Here is a 23,296-nt window from a genome sequence, read left to right on the forward strand (position 1 = left end):
CGCCCATGCAGACGGAGCTGAGCAAGCAACTCGGGGTCGAGCACGCCCTCTTCGGGTTCACGCCGTTTCCCGCCGTCGCCGCGGCCATCAGCCGGGCCGGCGGGTTCGGCGTGCTCGGCGCGGTCCGCTACACGGCCCCCGACGACCTCAAGCGCGACCTCGACTGGGTCGACGCCCACGTCGACGGCCGCCCCTACGGACTGGACGTCGTCATGCCCGCCAAGAAGGTGGAGGGCGTGACGGAGGCCGATGTCGAGGCGATGATCCCGGAGGGACACCGGCAGTTCGTCAGGGACACCCTGGCCGAGTACGGGGTGCCCGAACTCGCCGAGGGCGACGCGTCCGGGTGGCGGATCACCGGCTGGATGGAACAGGTCGCCCGCAGCCAGCTCGACGTCGCGTTCGAGTACCCGATCAGGTTGCTGGCCAATGCTCTTGGCTCCCCGCCCGCCGACGTCGTCGAACGCGCCCACGCACAGGGCGCTCTGGTCGCCGCGCTGGCAGGCAGCGCCCGGCACGCCCGCAAGCACCAGGAGGCGGGTATCGACATCGTGGTCGCGCAGGGGTACGAGGCCGGTGGCCACACCGGCGAGATCGCCTCCATGGTGCTCACACCCGAAGTGGTCGACGCCGTCGCCCCGTTGCCCGTGCTGGCCGCCGGCGGCATCGGCAGCGGGCAGCAGGTCGCCGCCGCCCTGGCGCTCGGTGCGCAGGGCGTCTGGCTAGGCTCGATCTGGCTGACCACCACGGAGGCCGAACTCCCCTCGCCCGTCCTCGTCCGCAAGCTGCTGGCCGCCGGCTCGGGCGACACCGTCCGCTCCCGGGCGCTGACCGGCAAACCGGCCCGGCAGCTGCGTACCGCGTGGACCGACGTCTGGGACGACCCGGACGGCCCGGGCGCCCTTCCCATGCCGCTCCAGGGCCTGCTGGTGGCCGAGGCGATCACCCGCATCCAGAAGTACGAGGTGGACCCGCTGCTCGGCACGCCCGTCGGCCAGATCGTCGGCCGCATGACCAGCGAACGCAGCGTCCAGGCCGTCGTCGACGACCTCACCCGGGGTTTCGAGAAGGCCGTCGACCGCATCAACCGGATCGCCGGAAGGAGTCGGCAGTGAGCCAGTCCGCCAACGGTTTCTGGGCCCAGGCAGCGGCCGATCCCGAGCGCACCGTCCTCGTGGCCGCCGACGGGGAGGAGTGGACCGCCGGGCGGCTGCTCGCCGACGCCAACCGGATGGTGCACGGGCTGCGCGCCGCGGGGCTGCGGACCGGTGACTCCTTCGCCGTCGTCCTGCCCAACGGTGTCGCGTTCCTCACCGCGTACCTGGCCGCCACCCAGGCCGGGCTCTACCTCGTCCCCGTCAACCACCACCTCGTCGGGCCGGAGATCGCCTGGATCGTCTCCGACTCCGGCGTCAAGGTGATCGTCGCGCACGAGCGGTTCGCGGACGCGGCGCGTGCCGCCGCCGACGAGGCCGGACTGCCGGCCGCCCACCGGTTCTCCGTCGGCGAGGCCGACGGCTTCCGGCCGTACGCCGAACTCCTCGACGGACAGCCCGAGTCGGCGCCCGGCGACCGCACCCTCGGCTGGGTCATGAACTACACCTCGGGCACCACGGGCCGTCCCCGCGGCATCCGCCGCCCACTGCCCGGAAAACCGCCCGAGGAGGCCTACCTCGGCGGTTTCCTCGGCATCTTCGGCATCAGGCCCTACGACGACAACGTCCACCTGGTCTGCTCGCCGCTTTACCACACGGCCGTGCTCCAGTTCGCGGGCGCCTCCCTGCACATCGGGCACCGGCTGGTGGTGATGGACAAGTGGACGCCCGAGGAGATGCTCCGCCTCATCGACGTCCACCGGTGCACGCACACGCACATGGTGCCGACCCAGTTCCACCGCCTCCTCGCCCTGCCCGACGAGGTGAGGGCCCGCTACGACGTCTCGTCCATGCGGCACGCCATCCACGGCGCCGCCCCCTGCCCGGACCATGTGAAGCGGGCGATGATCGAGTGGTGGGGCATGTGCGTGGAGGAGTACTACGCGGCGAGCGAGGGAGGCGGCGCCTTCGCGACCGCCGAGGACTGGCTGAAGAAGCCCGGCACGGTCGGCAAGGCGTGGCCCATCAGCGAACTCGCGGTCTTCGACGACGACGGCAACCGGCTGCCGCCCGGTGAACTCGGCACCGTCTACATGAAGATGAGCACCGGCGGCTTCTCGTACCACAGGGACGAGGCCAAGACGCGCAAGAACCGCGTCGGCGACTTCTTCACCGTCGGCGACCTCGGCTACCTCGACGAGGACGGCTATCTGTTCCTGCGCGACCGCAAGATCGACCTGATCATCTCCGGCGGGGTCAACATCTACCCCGCCGAGATCGAGGCCGCGCTGCTCACCCACCCCGCCGTCGCCGACGCGGCCGCCTTCGGCATCCCGCACGACGACTGGGGCGAGGAGGTCAAGGCGGTCGTCGAACCCGCCCCCGGCCATGAGCCCGGCCCGGCGCTCGCCACGGACATCCTCGACCACTGCGCACGGCAACTCGCCGGCTACAAGCGGCCCAAGAGCGTCGACTTCATCGCGACGATGCCCCGCGACCCCAACGGCAAGCTGTACAAGCGACGGCTGCGCGAACCGTACTGGGAAGGCCGTACCCGCCCCGTCTGACGGCTGCTTGACCTGTCCCGCGTGCCCGGCGAGGATCGCGCCAGGTCCGGACACGAAGGAGCGGGACATGACGGCGGGACGAAGCGTCACGGTCGACGGCACGCTGCGGCGCAGCGCCCGGCGTACCCCGGCGAGGGTGGCGATCCGCTACGGCGACCGGTCGTGGACCTACGCGGAACTCGACGACGCCGTCTCGCGAGCCGCCCGCGTGCTGCGGGAGGCCGGGCTCGCCCCGGGCGACCGGATCGGCGCCCTGGGCCACAACTCCGACGCCTACCTGATCGCCTTCCTGGCCTGCGCCCGCGCCGGACTGGTGCACGTGCCGGTGAACCAGAACCTGACCGGCGAGGACCTGGCGTACATCGTCGACCAGTCCAGCTGTTCCCTCGTCCTCGCGGACCCTGACCTCGCGGGGAACCTTCCGCAGGGTGTACGGCGGCTGCCGCTGCGCGACGCGGACGACTCGCTGCTCGCGCGGCTGGCCGCGACCGAGCCGTACGACGGCGAGGAACCGCGCGCCGAGGACCTGGTGCAACTGCTGTACACGTCCGGCACGACCGCGCTGCCCAAGGGCGCGATGATGACGCACCGCGCCCTGGTGCACGAGTACCTGAGCGCGATCACCGCCCTCGACCTGAGCGCGGGCGACCGGCCGGTGCACGCCCTGCCGCTCTACCACTCGGCGCAGATGCACGTCTTCCTGCTGCCCTACCTCGCCGTCGGCGCGGAGAACGTCGTCCTGGACGCGCCCGACGGCGACCGGCTCTTCGACCTGGTCGAGGCGGGCCGCGCCGACAGCCTGTTCGCGCCGCCGACGGTCTGGATCGGATTGGCGAACCGGCCCGACTTCACCACCCGCGACCTGAGCGGCCTGCGCAAGGCCTACTACGGCGCCTCGATCATGCCGGTGCCCGTGCTGGAGCGCCTCAAGGAGCGGCTGCCGAAGCTCGCGTTCTACAACTGCTTCGGGCAGAGCGAGATCGGCCCCCTCGCCATGGTCCTCGGGCCCTACGAGCACAAGGGACGCATGGACTCGTGCGGGCGTCCGGTGCTGTTCGTGGAGGCGAAGCTCGTCGACGAGTCCGGCGAGGACGTGCCCGACGGGGAACAGGGAGAGATCGTTTACCGGTCACCGCAGTTGTGCGAGGGCTACTGGGAGAAGCCGGAGGAGACCGCCGAGGCGTTCCGCGACGGCTGGTTCCACTCCGGGGACCTCGCCGTGCGGGACGCCGACGGGTACTTCACCATCGTCGACCGGGTGAAGGACGTCATCAACTCCGGCGGGGTACTGGTCGCTTCACGGCAGGTCGAGGACGCCCTCTACACCCACGAGCGGGTCGCCGAGGCAGCGGTGATCGGGCTGCCCGACGAGCGGTGGATCGAGGCGGTCACCGCGGTCGTCGTACCGCGCGGCGAGGTGACCGAGGCCGAACTGATCGACCACGTGCGCGAGAAGCTGCCGCACTTCAAGGCGCCCAAGCGGGTGCTGTTCGTGGACGAGCTGCCGCGCAATGCGAGCGGGAAGATCCTGAAGCGGGAGCTGCGGGACCGGTTCGGTCGCTGACGGGGGTCAGCGCGGCCGCAGGTCCACGATCCGCCTGATCTTGCCCACGGACCGCTCCAGGGACTCCGGTTCGACGATCTCGACCCCCACCGAGACACCGATCCCGTCCTTCACGGCCGCCGCGATGGCGAGCTCCGCCGCCTCACGCTGCTCCGGGGTGGCGCCGGGCCGGGCCTCGGCCCGCACGGTCAGCGCGTCGAGCCGGCCCTCGCGGGTCAGCCGGAGCTGGAAGTGCGGCGCCACGCCCGGGGTGCGCAGCACGATCTCCTCGATCTGCGTGGGGAAGAGGTTGACCCCGCGCAGGATGACCATGTCGTCGCTGCGCCCGGTGATCTTCTCGATACGCCGGAAGACCCGCGCCGTGCCGGGCAGCAGCCGGGTCAGGTCCCGCGTCCGGTACCGGATCACGGGCATGGCCTCCTTGGTGAGGGAGGTGAAGACCAGCTCGCCCTCCTCACCGTCCGGCAGTACTTCGCCGGTGATCGGATCGACGATCTCCGGGTAGAAGTGGTCCTCCCACACATGCAGGCCGTCCTTGGTCTCGACGCACTCCTGCGCCACACCCGGGCCGACGACCTCCGACAGGCCGTAGATGTCCACCGCGTCGATCGCGAACCGCTCCTCGATCTCGCGCCGCATCTCCTCGGTCCACGGCTCGGCTCCGAAGACGCCCACGCGCAGGGAGGTGGTGCGCGGATCGACGCCCTGGCGCTCGAACTCGTCCAGCAGGGTGAGCATGTACGAGGGGGTGACCATGATCACGCCTGGCCGCAGGTCCTGGATCAGCTGCACCTGGCGGGCCGTCATGCCGCCGGAGGCGGGGATCACCGTACAGCCGAGGCGTTCGGCGCCGTAGTGCGCGCCGAGGCCGCCGGTGAACAGACCGTAGCCGTACGCCACATGCACCGTGTCACCGGGCCGGCCGCCCGCCGCGCGGATGGACCGGGCCACCATGTCGGCCCACATCGACAGGTCGTTGTCGGTGTACCCGACGACCGTGGGCCGCCCGGTGGTGCCGCTGGAGGCGTGGATGCGGCGGATCCGCTCCCTGGGGACGGCGAACATGCCGTACGGGTAGTGCTCTCGGAGGTCCGCCTTCACGGTGAACGGGAACCGGGCGAGATCCGCGAGCGTACGGCAGTCCTCCGGCCGCACCCCCGCCTTGTCGAAGGACTCGCGGTAGAAGGGCACGTGCTCGTAGGCATGTCGCAGCGAGGCCCGCAGCCGCTCCGACTGCAGGGCCCGCAGCGCCTGAGCGTCGAGCCGTTCCCCCGCGTCCAGCAGGCCCTGAGCGTCTGCCATGGGGACGCCTCCCTAGCGATCACAAGCAATCGTCATGAACCGGTCGACCGATCATTCGGTAGACGCCGAGGATCAGTAATCCAGCCCGCTCGGCCGGAGGCAAGAGCCCGGCCGAAACTTTCTTGCGGCGAAGCCCGCCCCGCCCCGAGATCAGACACATGCCGACGTTCGACGCGTACGACGGGACCCGACTCGCCTACCACCTGCGGGGAGAGGGGGAACCGCTCGTCGTGCTGCCCGGTGGACCGATGCGGGCGTCCGCGTACCTCGGGGACCTCGGCGGGCTCGACCACCGGCGGCGGCCGGTGCTGCTCGATCTGCGCGGGACCGCGCACTCGGCCGTGCCGGCGGACCCGGACACGTACCGCTGCGACCGTCTGGTCGCCCGACGTGGAGGCATTGCGCGAGCGCCTCGGCCTGGAACGTATGGACATCCTCGCGGACTCGGCGGGCGGCGGCCTCACCCTGCTCACGCGGCCCGGTTCCCGGAGCGCGTCGCCCGGCTCGCGCTGATCACTGTCACATCCTGGGCGCCCGGGATGCAAACGCGGCCCCCGTCCCGAACTCGCCCGCCGCGTCACCGGGTTCCTCCCGCGCGCCGAGTCGACGGTCCAGCCGGGCGCCGGGCGCTACCCGTGGCTGGACGACCCCGGGCACTTCGCCGCGCGGGTGGACGCCGTCTTCGCGGGCTGAGCGGGCCTGGGCGGGTGGCCCCGCCGTCAGCCGCCCAGGGGGTCAGACGGGCCGCCGCCCGGGCCCGGGCCGCCTCCAGGACCGCCAGCAGAACCGCCTTGCTGGAGTTGCGGTCCCGTACGTCGCACAGGAGCACCGGTGTCGACGCGTCCAGGTCCAGCGCCGCCCGCACCTGCTCGGCCGTACAGTCCCGCCGTCCGTCGAAGCAGTTGACCCCCACCGCGAACGGGATCTCCCGCGCCTCGAAGAAGTCGATCGAGGCGAACGAGGCGTCCAGGCGGCGGGTGTCGGCGAGGACCACCGCCGCCAGCGCGCCCGTCGCCAGGTCGTCCCACATGAACCAGAACCGGTCCTGCCCGGGCGTGCCGAACAGGTACAGCACCAGCTCAGGCGCGATGGTGATCCGGCCGAAGTCCATGGCGACCGTCGTGGACGACTTGCCCTCCACCCCGGTCAGGTCGTCGACCCCGAGGCTCGCCTCGGTCATGCGCTCCTCGGTCTCCAGCGGGGGCACCTCGCTCACCGAGCCCACCATGGTGGTCTTGCCCACGCCGAAACCGCCCGCGATGAGGATCTTCAGCGCGGTGGGCATGACCGGCTCAGAGCTGACGGATACCATCCATCACCCTTTCGATGATTTCCACACTCGGCTGGTCGTCCTGCCCGGGCGGCGACTGGACGATGATGAGCGAGGCGCCCAGCAGATCCCCGCACAGGATCTTCACCACGCTCACCGGCAGGTCCAGATGCGCGGCGATCTCGGCGACCGCCACCGCGCGGTCCCGGCACAGCTCGAGGATCTGGACCGCCTCCGGCTCCAGGTACTCGTACTCGAACTCAGCCTCGGACCGCGAGACGACCAGCGTGATCAGTGTGAACGTGTGCTGACTGTGGCGGGTGCGCCCGCCCGTGATGGCGTACGGCCGTAAATGACGCCCGGCCTCCGCACCGTCGAGCCACCGCGGTTCACGCATCCTGAATAAGACCGCCGGACGGTGTCTGGACGCGAGGCGCGGCGCTCATGTACTGGCCGACCTGCTTGACGAGCGTGCCCATCTCGAAGGCCATCATCCCCACGTCCACTTCCTCCGAGGCGATCGCGGCCAGCCGGGCACCCCTGCCCGCGGCCGTGACGAACAGGAACGCCCTCTCCATCTGGATGACCGTCTGCTGGACCTCCCCGCCGTGGAAGTGGCGCGCGGCGCCCCGGGCCAGGCTGTGCATGCCCGAGCCCACCGCCGACAGGTGCTCGGCGTCGTCGCGGCGCAGGTCCTTCGACTTGCCGATGAGGAGGCCGTCCCCGGACAGCACGATGGCACAGCGGATCTCCGGGATCCGGTCCACCAGGCCGTCGAGGAGCCAGTCCAGCTGCGGCCCGGGATGTACCTGCTCAGTCATTGCTCAACGTTTCCTCACAGTCGATTGGCACCGGAGTCCCCCGAATCCTGCGGCCGGCCCTCCGTGCCGGCCGGCCCGTCCGGGTCGGACATCCGGGCCCGCTTCAGCCCCTGCTGAATGGCGATCATCGCGCGCGCCGACGCTTCCGGGGAGACGACGCCGTTGTCCTCTTCGCCCTCGGGCCGGCCCTGGGTTTGTGCTGCCTCCCTGCGCAGCTGCTGCGCGAGGCTGGCTCCCCGGGTCCGCTGCGGCAGCACCGGGGGCGTCGTCAGCGGGCGCACCGCGTCGGGTGCGGACGCCTGCCCGGCGGGCGCGGTGCGCCCCCTCCGGGCTCGCGTCCGGGCTGGGTCCCGGCCTGCGGCCGGTGCTGTCCCGATGGCGGCCCGGCTTGGGGCCGGTGCTGTCCCGGCGGGGTCCGGCCTGCGGCCGGTGCTGCTCCGGCGGCGGCCCGGCCTGCGGCCGACCGTACCCGGCCGACGGCCCGGAGTACTGCGCCGACTGCCCCGGGTACTCGGCCGACGGTCCGGTGTACTCGGCCGACGCCCTGCTGTACTCGGCGGACGACCCCGCGTACTCGGCCGACGGCCCCGCGTACCCGGGCCCGGACTCATAGGTCGCCCCCCGTGGGGCAGGGGCCGTCTGCTGGGGCGTGGTCCACCGGTCCGGCTCGGAAAGGGGTACCGGGTGTTCCGACACGGGCGGCAACAGACCTGCACCTCCGTACTCGGGAAAGCCGCTGTGGTCCGCGATGCGGGAGTGCGTGAGCACGTCCGCTCCCACGACCGCCGGCGCCGTCACGCTCCCGGTGGCTCCCACGGCCGCGCCCGCGAGCGCCCTGTCCTCGGCCCGGGGCTCGCTCTGAAGCGCGTTGCCGGCCGCCGCGGCCGCCGACCTGAGCTGGTCGAGGACCGGCGACTGGAGATCCTCCAGCAGCTCCGAGGGCAGCAGGACGACGACGAGCGTGCCGCCGTAGACGGACTCGCGCAGCTCCACCTTGATCTTGTGCCGCTCGGCGAGCCGGGCGACCACGAAGTGGCCGAGACGCGGGTCCTCGCCCAGGGACGTCATGTCCAGCTTGGGTGGATGGGCGAGCAACTCGTTTGCGTACGCCATCTTGTCGGGAGGCATGCCGAGCCCGTGGTCCTCGACATGGATGGCCAGCCCCTTGGCCACCTTGGTGGCGCTCACGAACACCTGGGTGTCCGGCGGCGAGAAGCTCGTGCCGTTCTCGATCAGCTCGGCGAGCAGGTGCGTGACGTCCGCGACGGCCCGCCCCGCGAGGGCGACACGCCGCTCCGCGGGCAGGTTCTTCACCTTCACGCGCGTGTACTGCTCGGTCTCCGCGACCGCACTGCGCATCACGTCGGTGATGGAGACCGGCGCGGTCAACCGGCGGCTCGGCGGGGAGCCGCTGAGGATCACCAGGTTCTCCGCGTGCCGTCGCACGCGGGTCGCGAGGTGGTCGACCTTGAAGATGTCCTTCAGCAGGTCGGAGTCCTCGTGCTTGCGCTCCAGGTCGTCGAGGAGCGAGATCAGACGGTGGATCAGGATCTGGGTGCGCCGGATGAGCTGTGCGAAGACCTTCTCGGTGCCCTCGCGGCCCCTCGACTGACGCATCGCGGTGTCCGCGGCGACCCGGCCCAGCCGGTCGATGGCCCCGGCCAGCCGCTCCAGCTCGTCGCCGGCCTGGCGATCCTGCGGGCCGAGGACGGCGGGGTCCACGTGCTCGCCGCGCTCGATACGGGCCAGCAACTGGGGGAGTGCACGGGACAGTTCCTCAGCCCGCGCCTCGAGTTCGGACACCCGGCCGAGCGTCGCGCGGCGGGCGCGCAGCGCCAGCACCGCGCCGCCGGCCAGTGCTGCCAGGGTGGCGGCGGTGCCCACGAGGATGCCCAGCAGCAACTCGTCGGCCCGGTCCGAGGCGTCGTCCGCGAGCCCCCGCACGGAGTCCGCGCCCAACGACTGCAGATCGCCCAGGACACCGCCGGCGGTGTCCGGCCATGTCGAGGCCTTCGAGGGCAGCGTCGTGCCCTGGGCGGACGCCACGGAGTCGCCGAGCGTGCCCAGCGTCGTCCACTGCGCGCCGTCGGTGATCTGCGCATAGCCGGCGGCTGCCCCGGCCGGCAGGTCACGGGCGGTCAGGCCCGCGCTGAACTCCCGCTGGAGCGCGAGGTACTCGGCGAACTGGGCGCGGGTCGTCGCCGGTATGCGCCCGGAGGGCAGGACACCGGACAGCAGGGCGTCCTGGCGCGAGAGCATCTCCGTGATCTGCACCAGGGAGACCGCGGCGGTGCCGCCCCGCGCGAGGGACCCGTTGTCGCTGCGGACGGCGGCGGTCACCAGGGACACGCCCTGGGAGATGCTGTCGGTGAAGTACTGGAAGGCGTCGGCGGTGGACAGGGTGCGGGCGTCGATCGCCTGGCGGCGGTCGGACAGGGCGGCCAGCGCGTCGTCGAGCGGCTTCGCCCGGCGCCGCAGCGTCGAGGTGTCCAGGCCGGAGGAGCCGCGGTAGGCGGTGACGGCCGCGTCGGTCCGCTTCCGGGCGGCCTCGAGGTCACTGCGCGCGGCGCCGGTGCGGCTCGCCTGCCAGACGGCGGTCAGACGGCGCTCGTTCTGCAGGGCGGAGAGCACCGCCTGGGCAGGCCGGGCGGCCGACGTGTCGTGGTCCGCGTCGGCCTGCAACTGGAAGTGCTCGTCGACGAGACCGGCCGCCGTGTACCCCCACAGTCCGGTCAGGCAGACGGCGGGCACGACGAAGGGCAGGACGAACGAGAATCGGAGAGATCTGCGCGGGGCGGACCGATGACGCGTCCGCCGGTCGCGGGTGCCTGGCATCTGATTCCTCGTACGGCAGCGAAGCACTGGTTCGGTTGGGACGGTGCGAGTGCCGGATTGCGCCCGGCGCGGCGACTTGACCTCACCGTCATCGGAGTCGGCGATCAGGCTGAACCGTATCAGGATCATGGCGCAGCGTCAGCTTCCGCTTAGGGCAACTAACCGCATTCATACGTGAGTTGTCAGGTGCGTTCACGGAATTGGCTGCTGTCTCCGTCCGGGCGGACGCGGGGGGACATATCACAGCAGAGCCAGAAGTTTAGGGGTGTAGAGGGCGCCCGCCGTCTCGATTCCGGCCACCATGTCGAAATAGATCGCGGTCAGTTCCGCATCCGTCTGGACGGCGCGCAGCAGGGACAGCCGCTGTTCGTGCGGTGTGAGTTGGGCCACGCCGAGAGTGGACTCGTAGCCTGGGGTGAGTACTTCGTCCCGTTCCTTGGCGAAATCCCGCAGAGCGGCGTCGAGTCCGGCCGGGTCGCCGCCGAGCCGGCCCTCCAGTCGGCGGGCCAGGGCATCGGCCTGGAGGAAGGCGTCGCTGATCCCGCGCGCGGTGATGGAGTCCTTGTGGTGCCCCGCGTCGCCCACCAGGACCCAGCCGGGCCCGGCGGCCTGCCGGAAGAAGTTCCGCTGGTCACCGGTGCCGCGCAGCCGCTCCAGGGGCTCCCTGCCCGCGAGTCGCTCGTACAGGCCGGGCGCGGTGGTGCGGATCTGTTCCAGGTAGGCCCGCCGGGCGTCGGTGCGGACCTCTTCGAAGCGGGACTGCGGGAAGTAGGCGAGGACCAGCGTCGCCGCGTCGTTGGTGGCCACGGCCGCGACCCAGCTGCCCGGGCTCTCGTACAGCTCCAGGGTGGCCGGGACGTCCGCCCAGTACGTGTAGTACGCGCAGGTCAGCCGGGGATCCTCCACTGTGTACGGCGCCTGCGCGAGCCGGGCGACGGTGGAACGCATGCCGTCCGCGCCGATCACGAGATGCGTGCGTTCGGTGAAGGAGTGTTCCCCGGACATCGCTTCCACCCCCACGACCCGCCCGCTGGAGTCCCGCAGCAGTCCGGTCACCCGGCAGTGGTGGCGCACCTCGACGCCCGCCGCGGCCGCCGCCTCCGCCAGGAGGGCGTCAAGGACGTGGCGTCGCGGCGCGAACGCCTCCCGCTGCCCTTCCACGCCCCGGGCGCACCCTTCGAGGCGGATGTCGGCGACCTCGTAGACCACGCGGTCCAGGGGCGGGCACCCCGAGGCGCGTAGCGAGTCCAGCAGCCCCCAGCGGGCGAGCGCCGCCACCCCGGGCTGGTGGATGAGATGGGTGGAGAGGGTGTCCGTGCCGGAGGGCGCCTTGTCGAGCAGGAGTACCCGGTACCCCGCGCGGGCGAGCAGCATGGCGGTGGGCGCACCGGCGCAGCGGGCGCCTACCACGATGGCGTCGTACATGTGGGTTGCCTCACAACAGACGTCGGGGGAGGGGGTGTTGTGGTGCGGTGACCCGGACGGGCGTCGTTCAGCGGGAGCGTCCGAGGTCGTCGAGCAGGGCCCGCCGGTCGATCTTGCCATTGGCGTTCAGCGGCAGTTGATCGAGGACGGCGATCCGGCGGGGCAGCATGTACGGCGGCAGCCGCTCGGCCAGGGCGGCGAACAGCCCGTCGGACGTGCAGCCGTCGCCGCTCACCGCGGCATGGAGCTCCGGCTCGCCGTCGGACGCGGGAACCGCGAGGACGACCGCGTCCCGTACCCCCGGCTGCTGCCGCACCATGGCCTCGATCTCCCCGAGTTCGATCCGGTGGCCGCGGATCTTCACCTGGTGGTCGGTGCGTCCGAGGTGGACCAGGTGCCCGTCGCGCACGGCGACCCGGTCCCCGGTGCGGTACCAGTGCCGGTCGGTGAGCGGCCCGTCGCCGCCGGGCCGTCCGTCCGGGTCCAGGAAGCGCCCGGCGTTGTTCGCCGGGTCGAGGTAGCCGGGGAACCGCAACGGCCCCCGCACGCACAGCTCTCCGCTGTCCGAGGGCCGGCCGTCCTCGTCGATCAGCACCAGGTCGAGGACCGGATACCCCGCGCCGATCGGAGCGGTGCCGTTCGGGGTGTCGGGCCACTTCGCCGGGTCGTCCGGGAACAGGTACGCCGTGCAGGAGATGGTGAGTTCGGTCGGCCCGTACAGCACCTCCAGACGGCTGCCGGGCGCGGCGGCCCGCCACTGACGGGCCGCGTCCAGGGTGAGCGGTTCGCCGCCGAAGACGCTCCACCGCAGGGTGGGCATGCTGCCGGGTTTCAGGGTGCCGAGGCGGGAGGCGAAGGAGATCAGCGATGGCACCGAGAACCAGTGGGTGAGGCGCAGGGAGTTGACGGTCTTCACCGGGGACAGCAGCTGGCTGCGGCGCGGTACCACGAGGGTGCCCCCACCCGCCCAGGCGACGAACAGATCGTGCACGGAGCCGTCGAAGGTCAGCTCGAAGGACTGCGACAGCCGGCTGCCGGGTGCGATGTCGTACCGCGGCGCGACCTGGGCGAGATAGGTCGCGATGTTGCGGTGCGAGATCGGTACGCCCTTGGGGGTGCCGGTCGACCCGGACGTGAAGATGATGTACGCGATGTCGTCGGGGCCGGTCGCCGGATACGGCAGTTCGGGCGCGGGCCCCTTCGACAGGTCCGCCAGCTCGTCGGGCCCCACGGTGAGGACGGGCACCCCCTGTTCGGTGCCGGCCCCTGCGGTGTCGGCCAGCACGACCTCCACCTCGGCGGCCTTCACGATCTCGGCCGTGCGGGCCGAGGGGTGCTCGGGGTTGAGGGGGACGACGGTCGCGCCGGCCCGCAGGATCGCGAGATACCCGGCGTACGCGGTCACCGAACGGCTCGCCAACAGGCCCACGCGGCGCGGCGGGATGCCGCCCGCCGCGAGGACCAGCCGGGCGGCCAGCGCCTCCGCCAGGTCGCGCAGGTGCGCATAGGTGAGCCGCTCCTCGTCCACCTCCAGCGCGACGGCGTCCTCGCCGTAGGCGTCGGCGGAGCGGGCGAACCAGGCGTACGCGGTCTGCGGGTGGCTCATCGGGCGGCCGCCTCCAGCTCGCGCGTCCACCGACGCAGTTCACCCACGGTGCGCAGCCTGCCGAACTCCTCGGGGTCGACCTCCTGGCTCGACCGCTTGGTCAGCTCGACGATGATCCGGAGCTTGGCCAGGGAGTCGATGCCGATGTCGGTGAGTGTGGACGTGTCGTCGAAGCCGGTGCGTGCGTGCTCGCGCAGCACCCAGGACGCCAGGTCGCCACCGTCGTCGTCGTGCTCCTCGCCGGGCCAGTACCGCTTGGTCTGCCACGGGTACGTGGGCAGCGGGACGAAGTGGCCCGGGTCGCCGAACACCGCCTCCCAGTCCACGTCCTCGCCCCTCCGGTAGCGCTCGGCGACGGCCGACAGCGGTCTGCCGCCCAGTCCGGGGGAGCCGGTCAGCGCGGCCACCAACTCCTCGTGGCTCGCCCCGACGACCGCGAGCCGGTGCTCGTGATGCTGCCGACGGGTGGCCGCGCTGTAGCAGATGTCCCGCACGGAGTACGCGGCCCCCGCTCCGCCGGGGGAGAGGTGGTCGGCGTACGACCGGGCGAGTGCTGCCAGTGCGGCGGAACTGCGCGCGGAGAGCACCAGGACGTACGGCGTGGGGCGCGCGGCGCCTGTGGGCGCCGGACCTCGCCCGGTGCGGGGCGCGGCCGGTGCTTCGGCGGGGGCGGGGCTGCGGATCACCACATGTGCGTTGAGCGCCGAGGAGCCCTGCCCGGAGACACCGGCGACGGCCGGCCGGCCCCTCCCGGGCAGGTCGACGAGCCCGGTCGGCACCACCAGCGGCAGCTCGTCCCAGCCCACCTCGGGGTTCGGCTTCGACAGGTGCAGGCTGGCGGGCACCTGCCCGTGTTCCAGGCAGAGCACCGCCTTGATCAGCCCGGCCAGGCCGCCGGCGGCCTCCGCGTGCCCGATGTTCGTCTTGACCGAGCCGACGAGCAGCGGCCGGCCGGCCGGGCGGCCCTCGCCCAGGACCCGGCCCAGCGCGGTCAGTTCCAGGGGGTCGAACGAGGGCGAGCCGGAGCCGTGCGCCTCGACGTAGTCGACGTCCGCGGGATCGATCCCGGCGTCCTCGTACGCCCAGCGCAACACGTCGATCTGGCCCTGGAGCGAGGGGTTGAGCACCGAGTCGCTGGTGCGGCCGTCGTTGCCGACGGCGCTGCCCTGGATGACGGCGCGGATGCGGTCGCCGTCGGCCACGGCGTCCGCAAGGCGCTTGAGGACGACGACCGCCACGGCGTCGCTCGGCGCGTGGCCGTCGGCGCTCGCGTCACCGAACTTGCTGCGCCCGTCGGCGGCCATGCCGCCGGCCTGTGTCATCACCAGGCCCTCGTCCGGACGGAGTTTGAGGTTCACACCCGCGGCCAGGGCCAGAGGGGTCTCCCGGGCGCGCAGGCTCTGCACGGCCTGGTGGACGGCGACCAGGGACGAGGAGCAAGCCGTGTCCACGACAACACTGGGCCCGCGGAAGTCGAAGGTGTGGGAGATCCGGGCCGGCAGCAGTGAGCGGAAGTTGTTCAACTGCGAGGCCGTGGCGCCGTCCGGCCCCTGGCGCAGGGCCAACTCCAGGTAGTCCGCACGGGCGTTGCCCACGAACACCCCGGTCCGGCTGCCTGCCAGCAGGTCGGGCCGCTGCCCCGCGTCCTCCAGCGCCTCCCAGGCGGTCATCAGCAACAGCCGCTGCTGCGGGTCGAGTTCCACCGCCTCCGTGGCAGACATCCCGAAGAACTCGGCGTCGAAGTGGGCGATGTCGTCAACGTAGCCCGCGCGGCGGCTGGCTATGCGGCCCGGTCCGGGGACGGCGGAGTGGAGGACGTCGACGTCATAACGTTCGGGAGGGGTCTCACTGGTGGCGTCCGTACCGTCCCTCAGGAGGGCCCAGAGCTCGTCGGCTCCCGATGCGCCGGGAAGCCGGCAGGCCACGCCGATCACCGCCACCGCCCGGGCGTCCGCGTCCGACCTGTTCATGAGGTTACTCCTTCGATGTTCGCCACTGTCCGTAGGAGATGGCGCAGTTGACCTTGCCGCACGGCCTTCTGGCCGCTGACGCGGCATCACGGCATTACCGAGGCGGCGCGGTGGACGCAACATGGCGTCCGTCACGCCGCCCCACCGCCAGGCCCCCGTCTCCGGGCGGAAGGGACGGTCCGCTCAGGAGCCCGGTACGCCGTCGTACCGGGCTCGTCCGTCGGACAACAGAGCTTCTCGAGCAGGTTGGCGCCCCCTGGAACCGGTTGCCGGACAGACCCTCGTCGGGGCGGGACAGCGGGCCGTCAGGAACGGCATGGATCTTGGCGGGAAACCGCGCATGGCGCCCTGGCCGAAACGGCGCTGCCGCTCTCTTTGGTGACGGGCGGTCCGCAGCTCGAACCGTACTTGCCCCACGCTGCCGTGCCCTCTCTCGCAGGTGCATCGCACGAACCCATTACACACGGGCCGCACCAGCGGCGACATGTCCCGTCCGTCACAGCCCACGGGAATCCGAACCAAAGTTCGATCATCGCGTGGGAGTTCGGATGAAATGCGCCGAGGTCGAAAACCGGCCCGCCGCACGATTGTCGTACGCCGGATCGTTTCCGCTCGATGGACGCTCAAGGAATGGCGGGAAGTGATCGCCGCAGGTTGAAACCTGGAAATATTTGGACAGAATCCCAGTTTGGCCATCTGTGCGCCCGCGCGAGGGCGCGGTGGTCGCGGAGTCGGTCCGATCAAGTCCCGGCGGCTCGCGAAGCGTTGTGCGTGAGTCAAGTGACACGGAAATCAGCGGGTGGGGCGATCCGCGGAAGCCGGGATTCTGCTTTCATCTGATCCCATGGATCCCCTCTCTCCTGACCAGGCCCGGCTCGCGGGTGAACAACGGAAGCTAAGACTGCAGGTTCTCGGCCTCAACACCGTCGAGGCGGAAGCCACGTTCGACCGTGTCGCGAGGCTGGCGGCCAGTTTCACCCAGTCACCTCTGGCCATGGTCAACTTCATCAACGACGAGCGGCAGATGTTCCGCGGCATGTACGTGCCCACCGCGTCGCCCGACGACAAGGTGAACCCCGACGGTGGTGGGATCGCCTTCGACCTCAGCAACCTCTCCCGGGAGGCCCCGGGTGACTACGGCTTCTGCCCCCATGTGGTGGCCCAGGGGTCCCAACTGGCCCTCGACGACGTCTTCGACTACCCCCGTTTCAAGGGCAACCCCCTGGTCAACGACCTGGGCGTGCGCTCCTACCTCGGCACTCCGCTGCGTGACAACACGGGCATGATCCTGGGCACCGTGTGCGTCGCCGACTTCAAGCCCCGCGCCTGGGACCGCGGCCTGCGCGAGGGCATGCAGGAACTCAGCCAGACCCTGCTGTCCGACTTCAAACTGCGGGACAGCCTGCTGGCCCAGCAGCAAGAGCTGTTCGCCGTCTTCGACGGCGCACCCTTCCCCATCATGCTCACCGAGGGCCCCAACCACCTGCTGCGCTACGCCAACGCCAAGCAGGGCGCGGCCTTCGGCATGGTTCCCCAGTTCAGCCCCGGCCGGATGGTGCTGCCCGGCCTGGAGGCCATAGGCGTCTTCAACGCGATGGACGACGCCTACCGCACCGGGCAGCCCACCACGCTGTCCCAGGTCTCCCTCGCCACGTACGACGATCCACGGCCGCAGGAGTTCACCTTCCTGTGCACACCCGTGCGTACGTCGCCCGGGGCGCCGATCAGCGGTGTCCTGACGGTGGCCATGCAGAGCACCGGACAGAGCTACCCGGGCTCCGAGCAGCAGGCCTTCGCGGCCAACGTCCAGGAGCGCTTCGAGCGGCTCGGCGCGATGCCGGACCACCGGGAGAGCGCCGGTTACCGCACCTGACCACCCTCTGCGCCGATCGACCAGGGCTCGGGTTCCTGAACTGCCCGAGCCCTGACGGCCGCGGCCTCGCGACGGCGGCCCCGAGGCACAGTCCCGGCGAGGGGCCCGGTGAGAAGGAAGTGAGAGGCCCCCACCCCCGTCACCGGTGGGCGGAGCGGTCCGCCGCCACCGCAACCTCCCTGGCCCAGCGGTAGTCCGCCTTGCCGCTCGGCGAGCGCCGGACGACCTCCGTGACCACCAGCTGGCGCGGGATCTTGTAGCCCGCGAGCCGTGTCCGGCAGTGGGCCTGGATGTCTTCCAGGGAGGGACGTGCCGCGCCCCGGCGCACCTGTACCACCGCGGCCACGTGGTTGCCCCACATCGCGTCCGGGACCCCGGCCACCAGGGCGTCGTACACGTCCGGATGCGCCTTGAGCGCCTGTTCGACCTCCTCCGGGTACACCTTCTCGCCGCCGGTGTTGATGCACTGCGAGCCGCGCCCCAGGACGGTGACGACGCCCTCCTCGTCGACCGTCGCCATGTCGCCGAGGAGTACCCAGCGCTCGCCGTCCTTCTCGAAGAACGTCTCCGCGGTTTTCCCCGGGTCGTTGTAGTACCCGAGCGGTACGTGGCCGCGCTGCGCGATGCGGCCGACCTCACCGGCCGGTACCGGCTCGAGGGTGACCGGGTCCACCACCCGCGTACGGGAGTTGACCCGGATGCGGAAGCCCCGGTCCGGGCCGGAGTCGGCGGTCGCGGTGCCGTTGAAACCGGACTCCGAGGACCCGAAGTTGTTCAGCAGCAGGGCGTTCGGGACGAGCGCCTGGAACTGCGCGCGCACGGTCTCCGACATGATGGCCCCGGACGACGACACGCTGAACAGGGATGAGCAGTCGGTGCCCTTCATCGGCCCGCTCAACGCGTCGACAAGCGGCCGCAGCATCGCGTCGCCCACCAGCGACACGCTGGTGACCTTCTCCTTCTCGATCGTCCGGAGCACTTCCTCCGGCACGAACTTGCGGTGCAGTACCACCCGCTGGCCGAAGTGGAAGCCGATGAACGCGGTGAGGGTGGACGTGCCGTGCATCAGCGGGGGAGTGGGGAAGAAGGTGATGCCGTAGCCGCCGGCCGCGACCCGCTCGGCCAGCTCCTCCGGCTTGCCGACCGGCTCGCCGGTCGGGGCGCCGCCGCCCAGGCCGGAGAAGAACAGGTCCTCCTGCCGCCACATCACGCCCTTCGGCATGCCGGTCGTGCCACCGGTGTAGATGATGAACTGGTCGTCGCCCGAGCGGGCCGGGAAGCCCCGCTGGGGCGACCCGGCGGTCTCCGCGCCGGCGAAGTCCACCGCGGTCAGCGCGGGCGCCCCCGGCGCGGGCGTGCCCACCCGCACCAGATGCCGCAGCTTCTCCGCCGCGGACAGCGCCGCCGCGACCCGGTCGGTGAACTCCGCGTCGAAGACCAGCGCCACCAGGTCCGCGTCCCGGTAGAGGTACAGCAACTCCTCTTCCACATACCGGTAGTTGACATTGACCGGCACGATCCGGGCCTTGAGGCAGCCCAGCACCGTCTGCAGGTACTCGACGCCGTTGTACAGATGCAGCCCCAGGTGTTCCCCCGGGCGTATCCCCGCGTCCAGCAGATGGTGCCCGATGCGGTTGGCCGCCCGGTCCAGCTCCGCGTAGGTGAGACGGCGCTCGGCACCCGTGCCCGGGTGGTCGACGTACACCAGCGCCTCGCGGTCCGCGGCCACGTCGACGACCGACTCGAACAGGTCGGCAAGGTTGTACTCCACCGTTCCTCCTGAGCTCGGTCCCGCACGGCGAAGGGGACGCATCCGACGGTTCGCCGGTCATCAGAGCAAAGCCCGGCGCAACTGTGAAGGGCCCTCGGCGAAGAAATCTGACTGCCTGTCAGAAAACTCTTGTCCTTGCTCCGCCCCTCCTGCAACCTGTTCTCGTTCGGTGGACGGGAGGAAGCGATGGGTGGGACGGAACACCTCACCGTGCGGCGCGAAGGCGCCACACTGGTGCTCACGCTCAACAGGCCCGAGGCCAGGAACGCGCTCTCGTTACCGATGCTGGTGGGGCTCTACGACGGGTGGGTCGAGGCGGACGAGGACGACACCGTCCGCTCGATCGTGCTCACCGGCGCCGGCGGCTCCTTCTGCGCGGGGATGGATCTCAAGGCCCTGGCCGGAAAGGGCATGGAAGGGCAGCGGTACCGCGAGCGGCTCGACGCCGACCCCGATCTGCACTGGAAGGCGATGCTGCGCCACCACCGCCCCCGCAAGCCGGTGATCGCCGCCGTCGAGGGCCCCTGCGTGGCGGGCGGCACCGAGGTCCTCCAGGGCACCGACATCCGTGTGGCGGCCGAGTCCGCGACCTTCGGCCTGTTCGAGGTCCGGCGCGGACTGTTCCCGATCGGCGGCTCCACGGTCCGCCTCCAGCGGCAGATCCCGCGCACCCACGCCCTGGAGATGCTGCTCACGGGGCGCCTCTACTCCGCGCACGAGGCCGCCGCCATCGGACTCGTGGGCCATGTCGTGCCCGACGGCACCGCCCTCACCAAGGCACTGGAGATCGCCGAACGGATCAACGGCTGCGGGCCACTGGCGGTCGAGGCCGTCAAGGCCTCCGTGTACGAGACCGCGGAGATGACGGAGACCGAGGGGCTCGCCGCCGAACTCAAGCGCGGGTGGCCCGTCTTCGACACCGCGGACGCCAGGGAAGGCGCCCGCGCCTTCGCGGAGAAACGCCCACCCGTCTACAAGCGCGCCTGACCCACCGAAGGAGTCCGTAAGGATGCCCGGAGTCCTCAAAGCCCCTCTCGTCGTCGAGTTCCCCTTCACCCGCTCCCTCGGCCCCGTCCAGGGCGCCTTTCTCACCGGCCTGCGCGAACGCGTGGTCCTCGGGGTGAGGACCCGCGACGGCCGCACCCTCGTCCCGCCCGTCGAGTACGACCCCGTCACCGCCGAGGAGATCCGCGACCTCGTCGAGGTCGCCCCCACCGGCACGGTCACCACCTGGGCGTGGAACCACGAACCCCGCCGTGGCCAGCCCCTTTCCAGCCCCTTCGCCTGGGTGCTGGTGAAGCTCGACGGCGCCGACACCGCCCTGCTGCACGCCCTCGACGTCCCCGGACCCGAAGCCGTCCGCACCGGCCTGCGGGTCCGCATCCGATGGGCCGAGGAGCGCTCCGGCGCCATCACGGACCTCGCCTGCTTCGAGCCGTACGACGGCGAACCGGCCCGTCCGGCAGGCCACGACGGCGAGTTCGAGGACGCGATCACGGGCATCGTCGCCCCGGCCCGTCTCGACTACACCTACTCGCCGGGCCGCGCCCAGTCCGCCTACATAGGCGCCCTCGCCGGACAACGCACCGTCGGTGAGCGCTGCCCGAAGTGCCGCAAGGTGTACGTACCGCCGCGCGGTGCCTGCCCCACCTGTGGTGCCGCCACACACGAGCAGGTCGAAGTGGGTCCCCGCGGCACGGTCACCACCTTCTGCATCGTCAACATCAAGGCGAAGAACCTCGACATCGAAGTGCCGTACGTCTACGCGCACATCGCTCTGGACGGCGCCGACCTAGCGCTGCACGGCCGCATCGGCGGCATCCCCTACGACCAGGTCCGCATGGGACTGCGGGTCGAGCCGGTGTGGACCCGGGGGGCGCGCCACCCCGACCACTACCGGCCCACCGGCGAACCCGACGCCCACTACGACTCGTACAAGGAGCTGCTGTGACCCGCGAGATCGCCGTCGTCGCCTTCGCCCAGACCGCACACCGGCGCACCAGCGACGAGCTCTCCGAGGTGGAGATGCTCATGCCGGTCCTGCATGAGGTGCTGGAGCGGACCGGCCTGAAGACCGCCGACATCGGCTTCACCTGCTCCGGTTCCAGCGACTACCTCGCCGGCCGCGCCTTCTCCTTCACCCTCGCCCTGGACGGAGTGGGCGCCTGGCCGCCGATCTCCGAGTCGCACGTCGAGATGGACGGCGCCTGGGCGCTGTACGAGGCGTGGACGAAACTGCTCACCGGCGACGCCGACACCGCGCTCGTCTACTCCTACGGCAAGTCCTCACCCGGCCCCGTACGGGACGTGCTGACCCGGCAGCTCGACCCCTACTACGTCGCCCCCCTGTGGCCCGACCCCGTCGCCCTGGCCGCCCTCCAGGCACAGGCGCTCATCGACGCGGGCGAGACCGACGAGCCGGCCCTGGCCGCCGTCGCCGCCCGCAACCGCGCTGCCGCGAGCAGCAACTCGCATGCCCAGCTCCGGGGTTCCATACCCCAGGGTGACTACCTCGTACGGCCGTTGCGCACCGGTGACTGCCCGCCGATCGGTGACGGAGCGGCCGCAGTGATCCTCGCGACCGGGGAGCGGGCCCGGGAGCTGTGCGCACGGCCCGCCTGGATCCGGGGCATCGACCACCGTATAGAGGCGCACGGACTCGGCGTGCGCGACCTGACGGACTCGCCGTCCACGCGACTCGCCGCAGAGAAGGCCGGCGCCTTCGAACGGCCCGTCGACACCGCCGAGTTGCACGCCCCGTTCACGTCCCAGGAGGTGATCCTGCGCAAGGCGCTCCGCCTCGACGACAGCGTCACGGTCAACCCCTCGGGCGGCGCCCTCGCCGCCCACCCGATCATGGCCGCCGGGCTCATCCGCGTCGGCGAGGCCGCCGCCCGCATCCACCGCGGCGAGTCCGACCGCGCCCTGGCCCACGCCACCTCCGGACCGTGTCTGCAACAGAACCTGGTCGCCGTACTCGAAGGGGATCCCCGATGAGCAAGGAACCCGTGGCCGTCGTTGGGATCGGCCAGACCAGGCATGTGGCGGCGCGCCGGGACGTGTCGATCGCGGGGCTGGTGAGGGAGGCCGCCGGACGTGCCCTGGACGACGCCGGGTTGACGTGGGCGGACGTCGAGGCCGTCGTCATCGGGAAGGCGCCCGACTTCTTCGAGGGCGTGATGATGCCGGAGCTCTACCTCGCCGACGCCCTGGGCGCCGTGGGCAAGCCCATGCTGCGGGTGCACACGGCCGGTTCGGTCGGCGGCTCCACCGCGCTCGTCGCCGCCAACCTGGTCGCGGCCCGTGTCCACCGCACCGTCCTGACCCTGGCCTTCGAGAAGCAGTCCGAGTCCAACGCCATGTGGGGCCTGTCGCTCCCGATCCCCTTCCAGCAGCCGCTGCTGGCCGGCGCGGGCGGCTTCTTCGCGCCGCACGTACGGGCGTACATGCGGCGCAGCGGCGCCCCCGACAGCATCGGCTCGCTGGTCGCGTACAAGGACCGGCGCAACGCGCTCAAGAACCCGTACGCGCATCTGCACGAGCACGACATCACGCTGGAGAAGGTGCAGTCCTCGCCCATGCTGTGGGACCCCATCCGCTACTCCGAGACCTGCCCCTCCTCCGACGGCGCCTGCGCGATGGTGCTCACCGACCGTACGGGGGCGGCCCGTTCGCCCCGGCCGCCCGCGTGGATGCTCGGCGGCGCCATGCGCAGCGAGCCGACCCTCTTCGCGGGCAAGGACTTCGTGTCACCCCGGGCCGGAAAGGACTGCGCCGCCGACGTCTACCGGCAGGCCGGGATCTCCGACCCGCGCCGGGACATCGACGCGGCCGAGATCTACGTGCCGTTCTCCTGGTACGAACCGATGTGGCTGGAGAACCTCGGTTTCGCCGACGAGGGCGAGGGCTGGAAGCTCACCGAGGCCGGGGTGACCGAACTCGACGGAGACCTCCCCGTCAACATGTCGGGCGGGGTGCTGTCCACCAATCCCATCGGCGCATCCGGCATGATCCGCTTCGCGGAGGCGGCGCTCCAGGTGCGCGGGCAGGCCGGGGAACACCAGGTGGACGGGGCCCGCCGGGTGCTCGGGCACGCCTATGGCGGGGGGTCGCAGTTCTTCTCCATGTGGCTGGTCGGCGACCGGCCGCCGAGTTCCTGAACGCATCCCCCTCACGTGCCCTGTCGGCCGTGCGATG

16 protein-coding genes and 2 pseudogenes are annotated in these 23,296 nt (G+C 71.4%); 9 read left to right on the forward strand and 9 right to left on the reverse strand.

Translation table 11 applies throughout. The features are described 5' to 3' along the window. Window positions 1-5 precede the first annotated feature (5 nt). The 3 genes from N8I84_RS37035 to N8I84_RS37045 all read left to right on the forward strand — a co-directional run bounded on the left by N8I84_RS37035 (window position 6) and on the right by N8I84_RS37045 (window position 4,226). Entirely contained in the window at window positions 6-1,115 is a 1,110-nt protein-coding gene (locus N8I84_RS37035; RefSeq protein ID WP_263233867.1) for a nitronate monooxygenase, read from the forward strand. After that, window positions 1,112-2,662: an acyl-CoA synthetase gene (locus N8I84_RS37040; RefSeq protein ID WP_263233868.1), complete on the forward strand. Its 1,551-nt coding sequence runs from the start codon at window positions 1,112-1,114 to the stop codon at window positions 2,660-2,662. Before N8I84_RS37035 ends, N8I84_RS37040 begins: the two co-directional genes overlap by 4 nt. 67 nt (window positions 2,663-2,729) lie before the next feature. Further along, window positions 2,730-4,226, forward strand: a complete 1,497-nt coding sequence (locus tag N8I84_RS37045) for an acyl-CoA synthetase (RefSeq protein WP_263233869.1) — start codon at window positions 2,730-2,732, stop codon at window positions 4,224-4,226. 6 nt (window positions 4,227-4,232) lie between these two features. Here the strand turns inward: N8I84_RS37045 and paaK are convergent, their stop codons facing one another. Then, complete coding sequence (gene paaK, locus N8I84_RS37050) at window positions 4,233-5,528, reverse strand: phenylacetate--CoA ligase PaaK (protein WP_263233870.1); 1,296 nt, start codon at window positions 5,526-5,528, stop codon at window positions 4,233-4,235. 158 nt (window positions 5,529-5,686) lie between these two features. Between paaK and N8I84_RS43425 the strand changes: the two are divergent. Beyond that, window positions 5,687-6,112, forward strand: a pseudogene (locus N8I84_RS43425) (alpha/beta fold hydrolase); the annotation flags it as partial. Between the two features lie 140 nt (window positions 6,113-6,252). Here N8I84_RS43425 and N8I84_RS37060 read toward each other — a convergent pair. The 7 genes and pseudogenes from N8I84_RS37060 to N8I84_RS37090 all read right to left on the reverse strand — a co-directional run. After that, window positions 6,253-6,840, reverse strand: a pseudogene (locus tag N8I84_RS37060) (GTP-binding protein); the annotation flags it as partial. Next, window positions 6,821-7,195, reverse strand: a complete 375-nt coding sequence (locus N8I84_RS37065; RefSeq protein WP_263233872.1) for a DUF742 domain-containing protein — start codon at window positions 7,193-7,195, stop codon at window positions 6,821-6,823. The pseudogene N8I84_RS37060 and the gene N8I84_RS37065, both read right to left, overlap by 20 nt. Then, on the reverse strand, window positions 7,188-7,619 hold the full coding sequence (locus N8I84_RS37070) for a roadblock/LC7 domain-containing protein (protein ID WP_103844764.1): 432 nt from the start codon (window positions 7,617-7,619) through the stop codon (window positions 7,188-7,190). The genes N8I84_RS37065 and N8I84_RS37070 overlap by 8 nt, the downstream gene beginning before the upstream one ends. A gap of 3 nt (window positions 7,620-7,622) precedes the next feature. Continuing rightward, complete coding sequence (locus N8I84_RS37075; protein WP_263233874.1) at window positions 7,623-10,454, reverse strand: nitrate- and nitrite sensing domain-containing protein; 2,832 nt, start codon at window positions 10,452-10,454, stop codon at window positions 7,623-7,625. 240 nt (window positions 10,455-10,694) lie between these two features. Next, window positions 10,695-11,879: an FAD-dependent oxidoreductase gene (locus tag N8I84_RS37080; RefSeq protein WP_263233875.1), complete on the reverse strand. Its 1,185-nt coding sequence runs from the start codon at window positions 11,877-11,879 to the stop codon at window positions 10,695-10,697. A 67-nt stretch (window positions 11,880-11,946) separates the two neighbouring features. Next, window positions 11,947-13,485: an amino acid adenylation domain-containing protein gene (locus N8I84_RS37085; RefSeq protein ID WP_263233876.1), complete on the reverse strand. Its 1,539-nt coding sequence runs from the start codon at window positions 13,483-13,485 to the stop codon at window positions 11,947-11,949. Further along, on the reverse strand, window positions 13,482-15,455 hold the full coding sequence (locus N8I84_RS37090) for a beta-ketoacyl synthase N-terminal-like domain-containing protein (RefSeq protein ID WP_263233877.1): 1,974 nt from the start codon (window positions 15,453-15,455) through the stop codon (window positions 13,482-13,484). Before N8I84_RS37090 ends, N8I84_RS37085 begins: the two co-directional genes overlap by 4 nt. Window positions 15,456-16,299: 844 nt before the next feature. Between N8I84_RS37090 and N8I84_RS37095 the strand changes: the two genes are divergently transcribed. Then, window positions 16,300-17,328: a GAF domain-containing protein gene (locus tag N8I84_RS37095; RefSeq protein ID WP_263233879.1), complete on the forward strand. Its 1,029-nt coding sequence runs from the start codon at window positions 16,300-16,302 to the stop codon at window positions 17,326-17,328. Between the two features lie 139 nt (window positions 17,329-17,467). Here N8I84_RS37095 and N8I84_RS37100 read toward each other — a convergent pair whose 3' ends face one another. After that, on the reverse strand, window positions 17,468-19,099 hold the full coding sequence (locus tag N8I84_RS37100; protein WP_263233880.1) for an acyl-CoA synthetase: 1,632 nt from the start codon (window positions 19,097-19,099) through the stop codon (window positions 17,468-17,470). A gap of 186 nt (window positions 19,100-19,285) precedes the next feature. Here N8I84_RS37100 and N8I84_RS37105 point away from each other — a divergent pair, with 186 nt between their 5' ends. Genes N8I84_RS37105 through N8I84_RS37120 form a run of 4 tightly spaced genes read left to right on the forward strand, consistent with a single transcriptional unit; the run spans window position 19,286 to window position 23,259 of the window. Continuing rightward, window positions 19,286-20,086 carry a crotonase/enoyl-CoA hydratase family protein gene (locus tag N8I84_RS37105; RefSeq protein WP_263233881.1) on the forward strand — a complete coding sequence of 267 codons (801 nt, stop codon included), beginning with the start codon at window positions 19,286-19,288 and terminating at the stop codon, window positions 20,084-20,086. 22 nt (window positions 20,087-20,108) lie between these two features. Beyond that, complete coding sequence (locus N8I84_RS37110) at window positions 20,109-21,050, forward strand: Zn-ribbon domain-containing OB-fold protein (protein ID WP_263233882.1); 942 nt, start codon at window positions 20,109-20,111, stop codon at window positions 21,048-21,050. Further along, window positions 21,047-22,096, forward strand: coding sequence for a thiolase domain-containing protein (locus N8I84_RS37115; RefSeq protein ID WP_263233883.1), 1,050 nt, complete (start codon window positions 21,047-21,049; stop codon window positions 22,094-22,096). Before N8I84_RS37110 ends, N8I84_RS37115 begins: the two co-directional genes overlap by 4 nt. After that, complete coding sequence (locus N8I84_RS37120; protein WP_263233884.1) at window positions 22,093-23,259, forward strand: thiolase domain-containing protein; 1,167 nt, start codon at window positions 22,093-22,095, stop codon at window positions 23,257-23,259. The genes N8I84_RS37115 and N8I84_RS37120 overlap by 4 nt, the downstream gene beginning before the upstream one ends. Window positions 23,260-23,296: the final 37 nt, after the last annotated feature.

The sequence above is a fragment of the Streptomyces cynarae genome (assembly GCF_025642135.1).
Lineage (GTDB): Bacteria > Actinomycetota > Actinomycetes > Streptomycetales > Streptomycetaceae > Streptomyces > Streptomyces cynarae.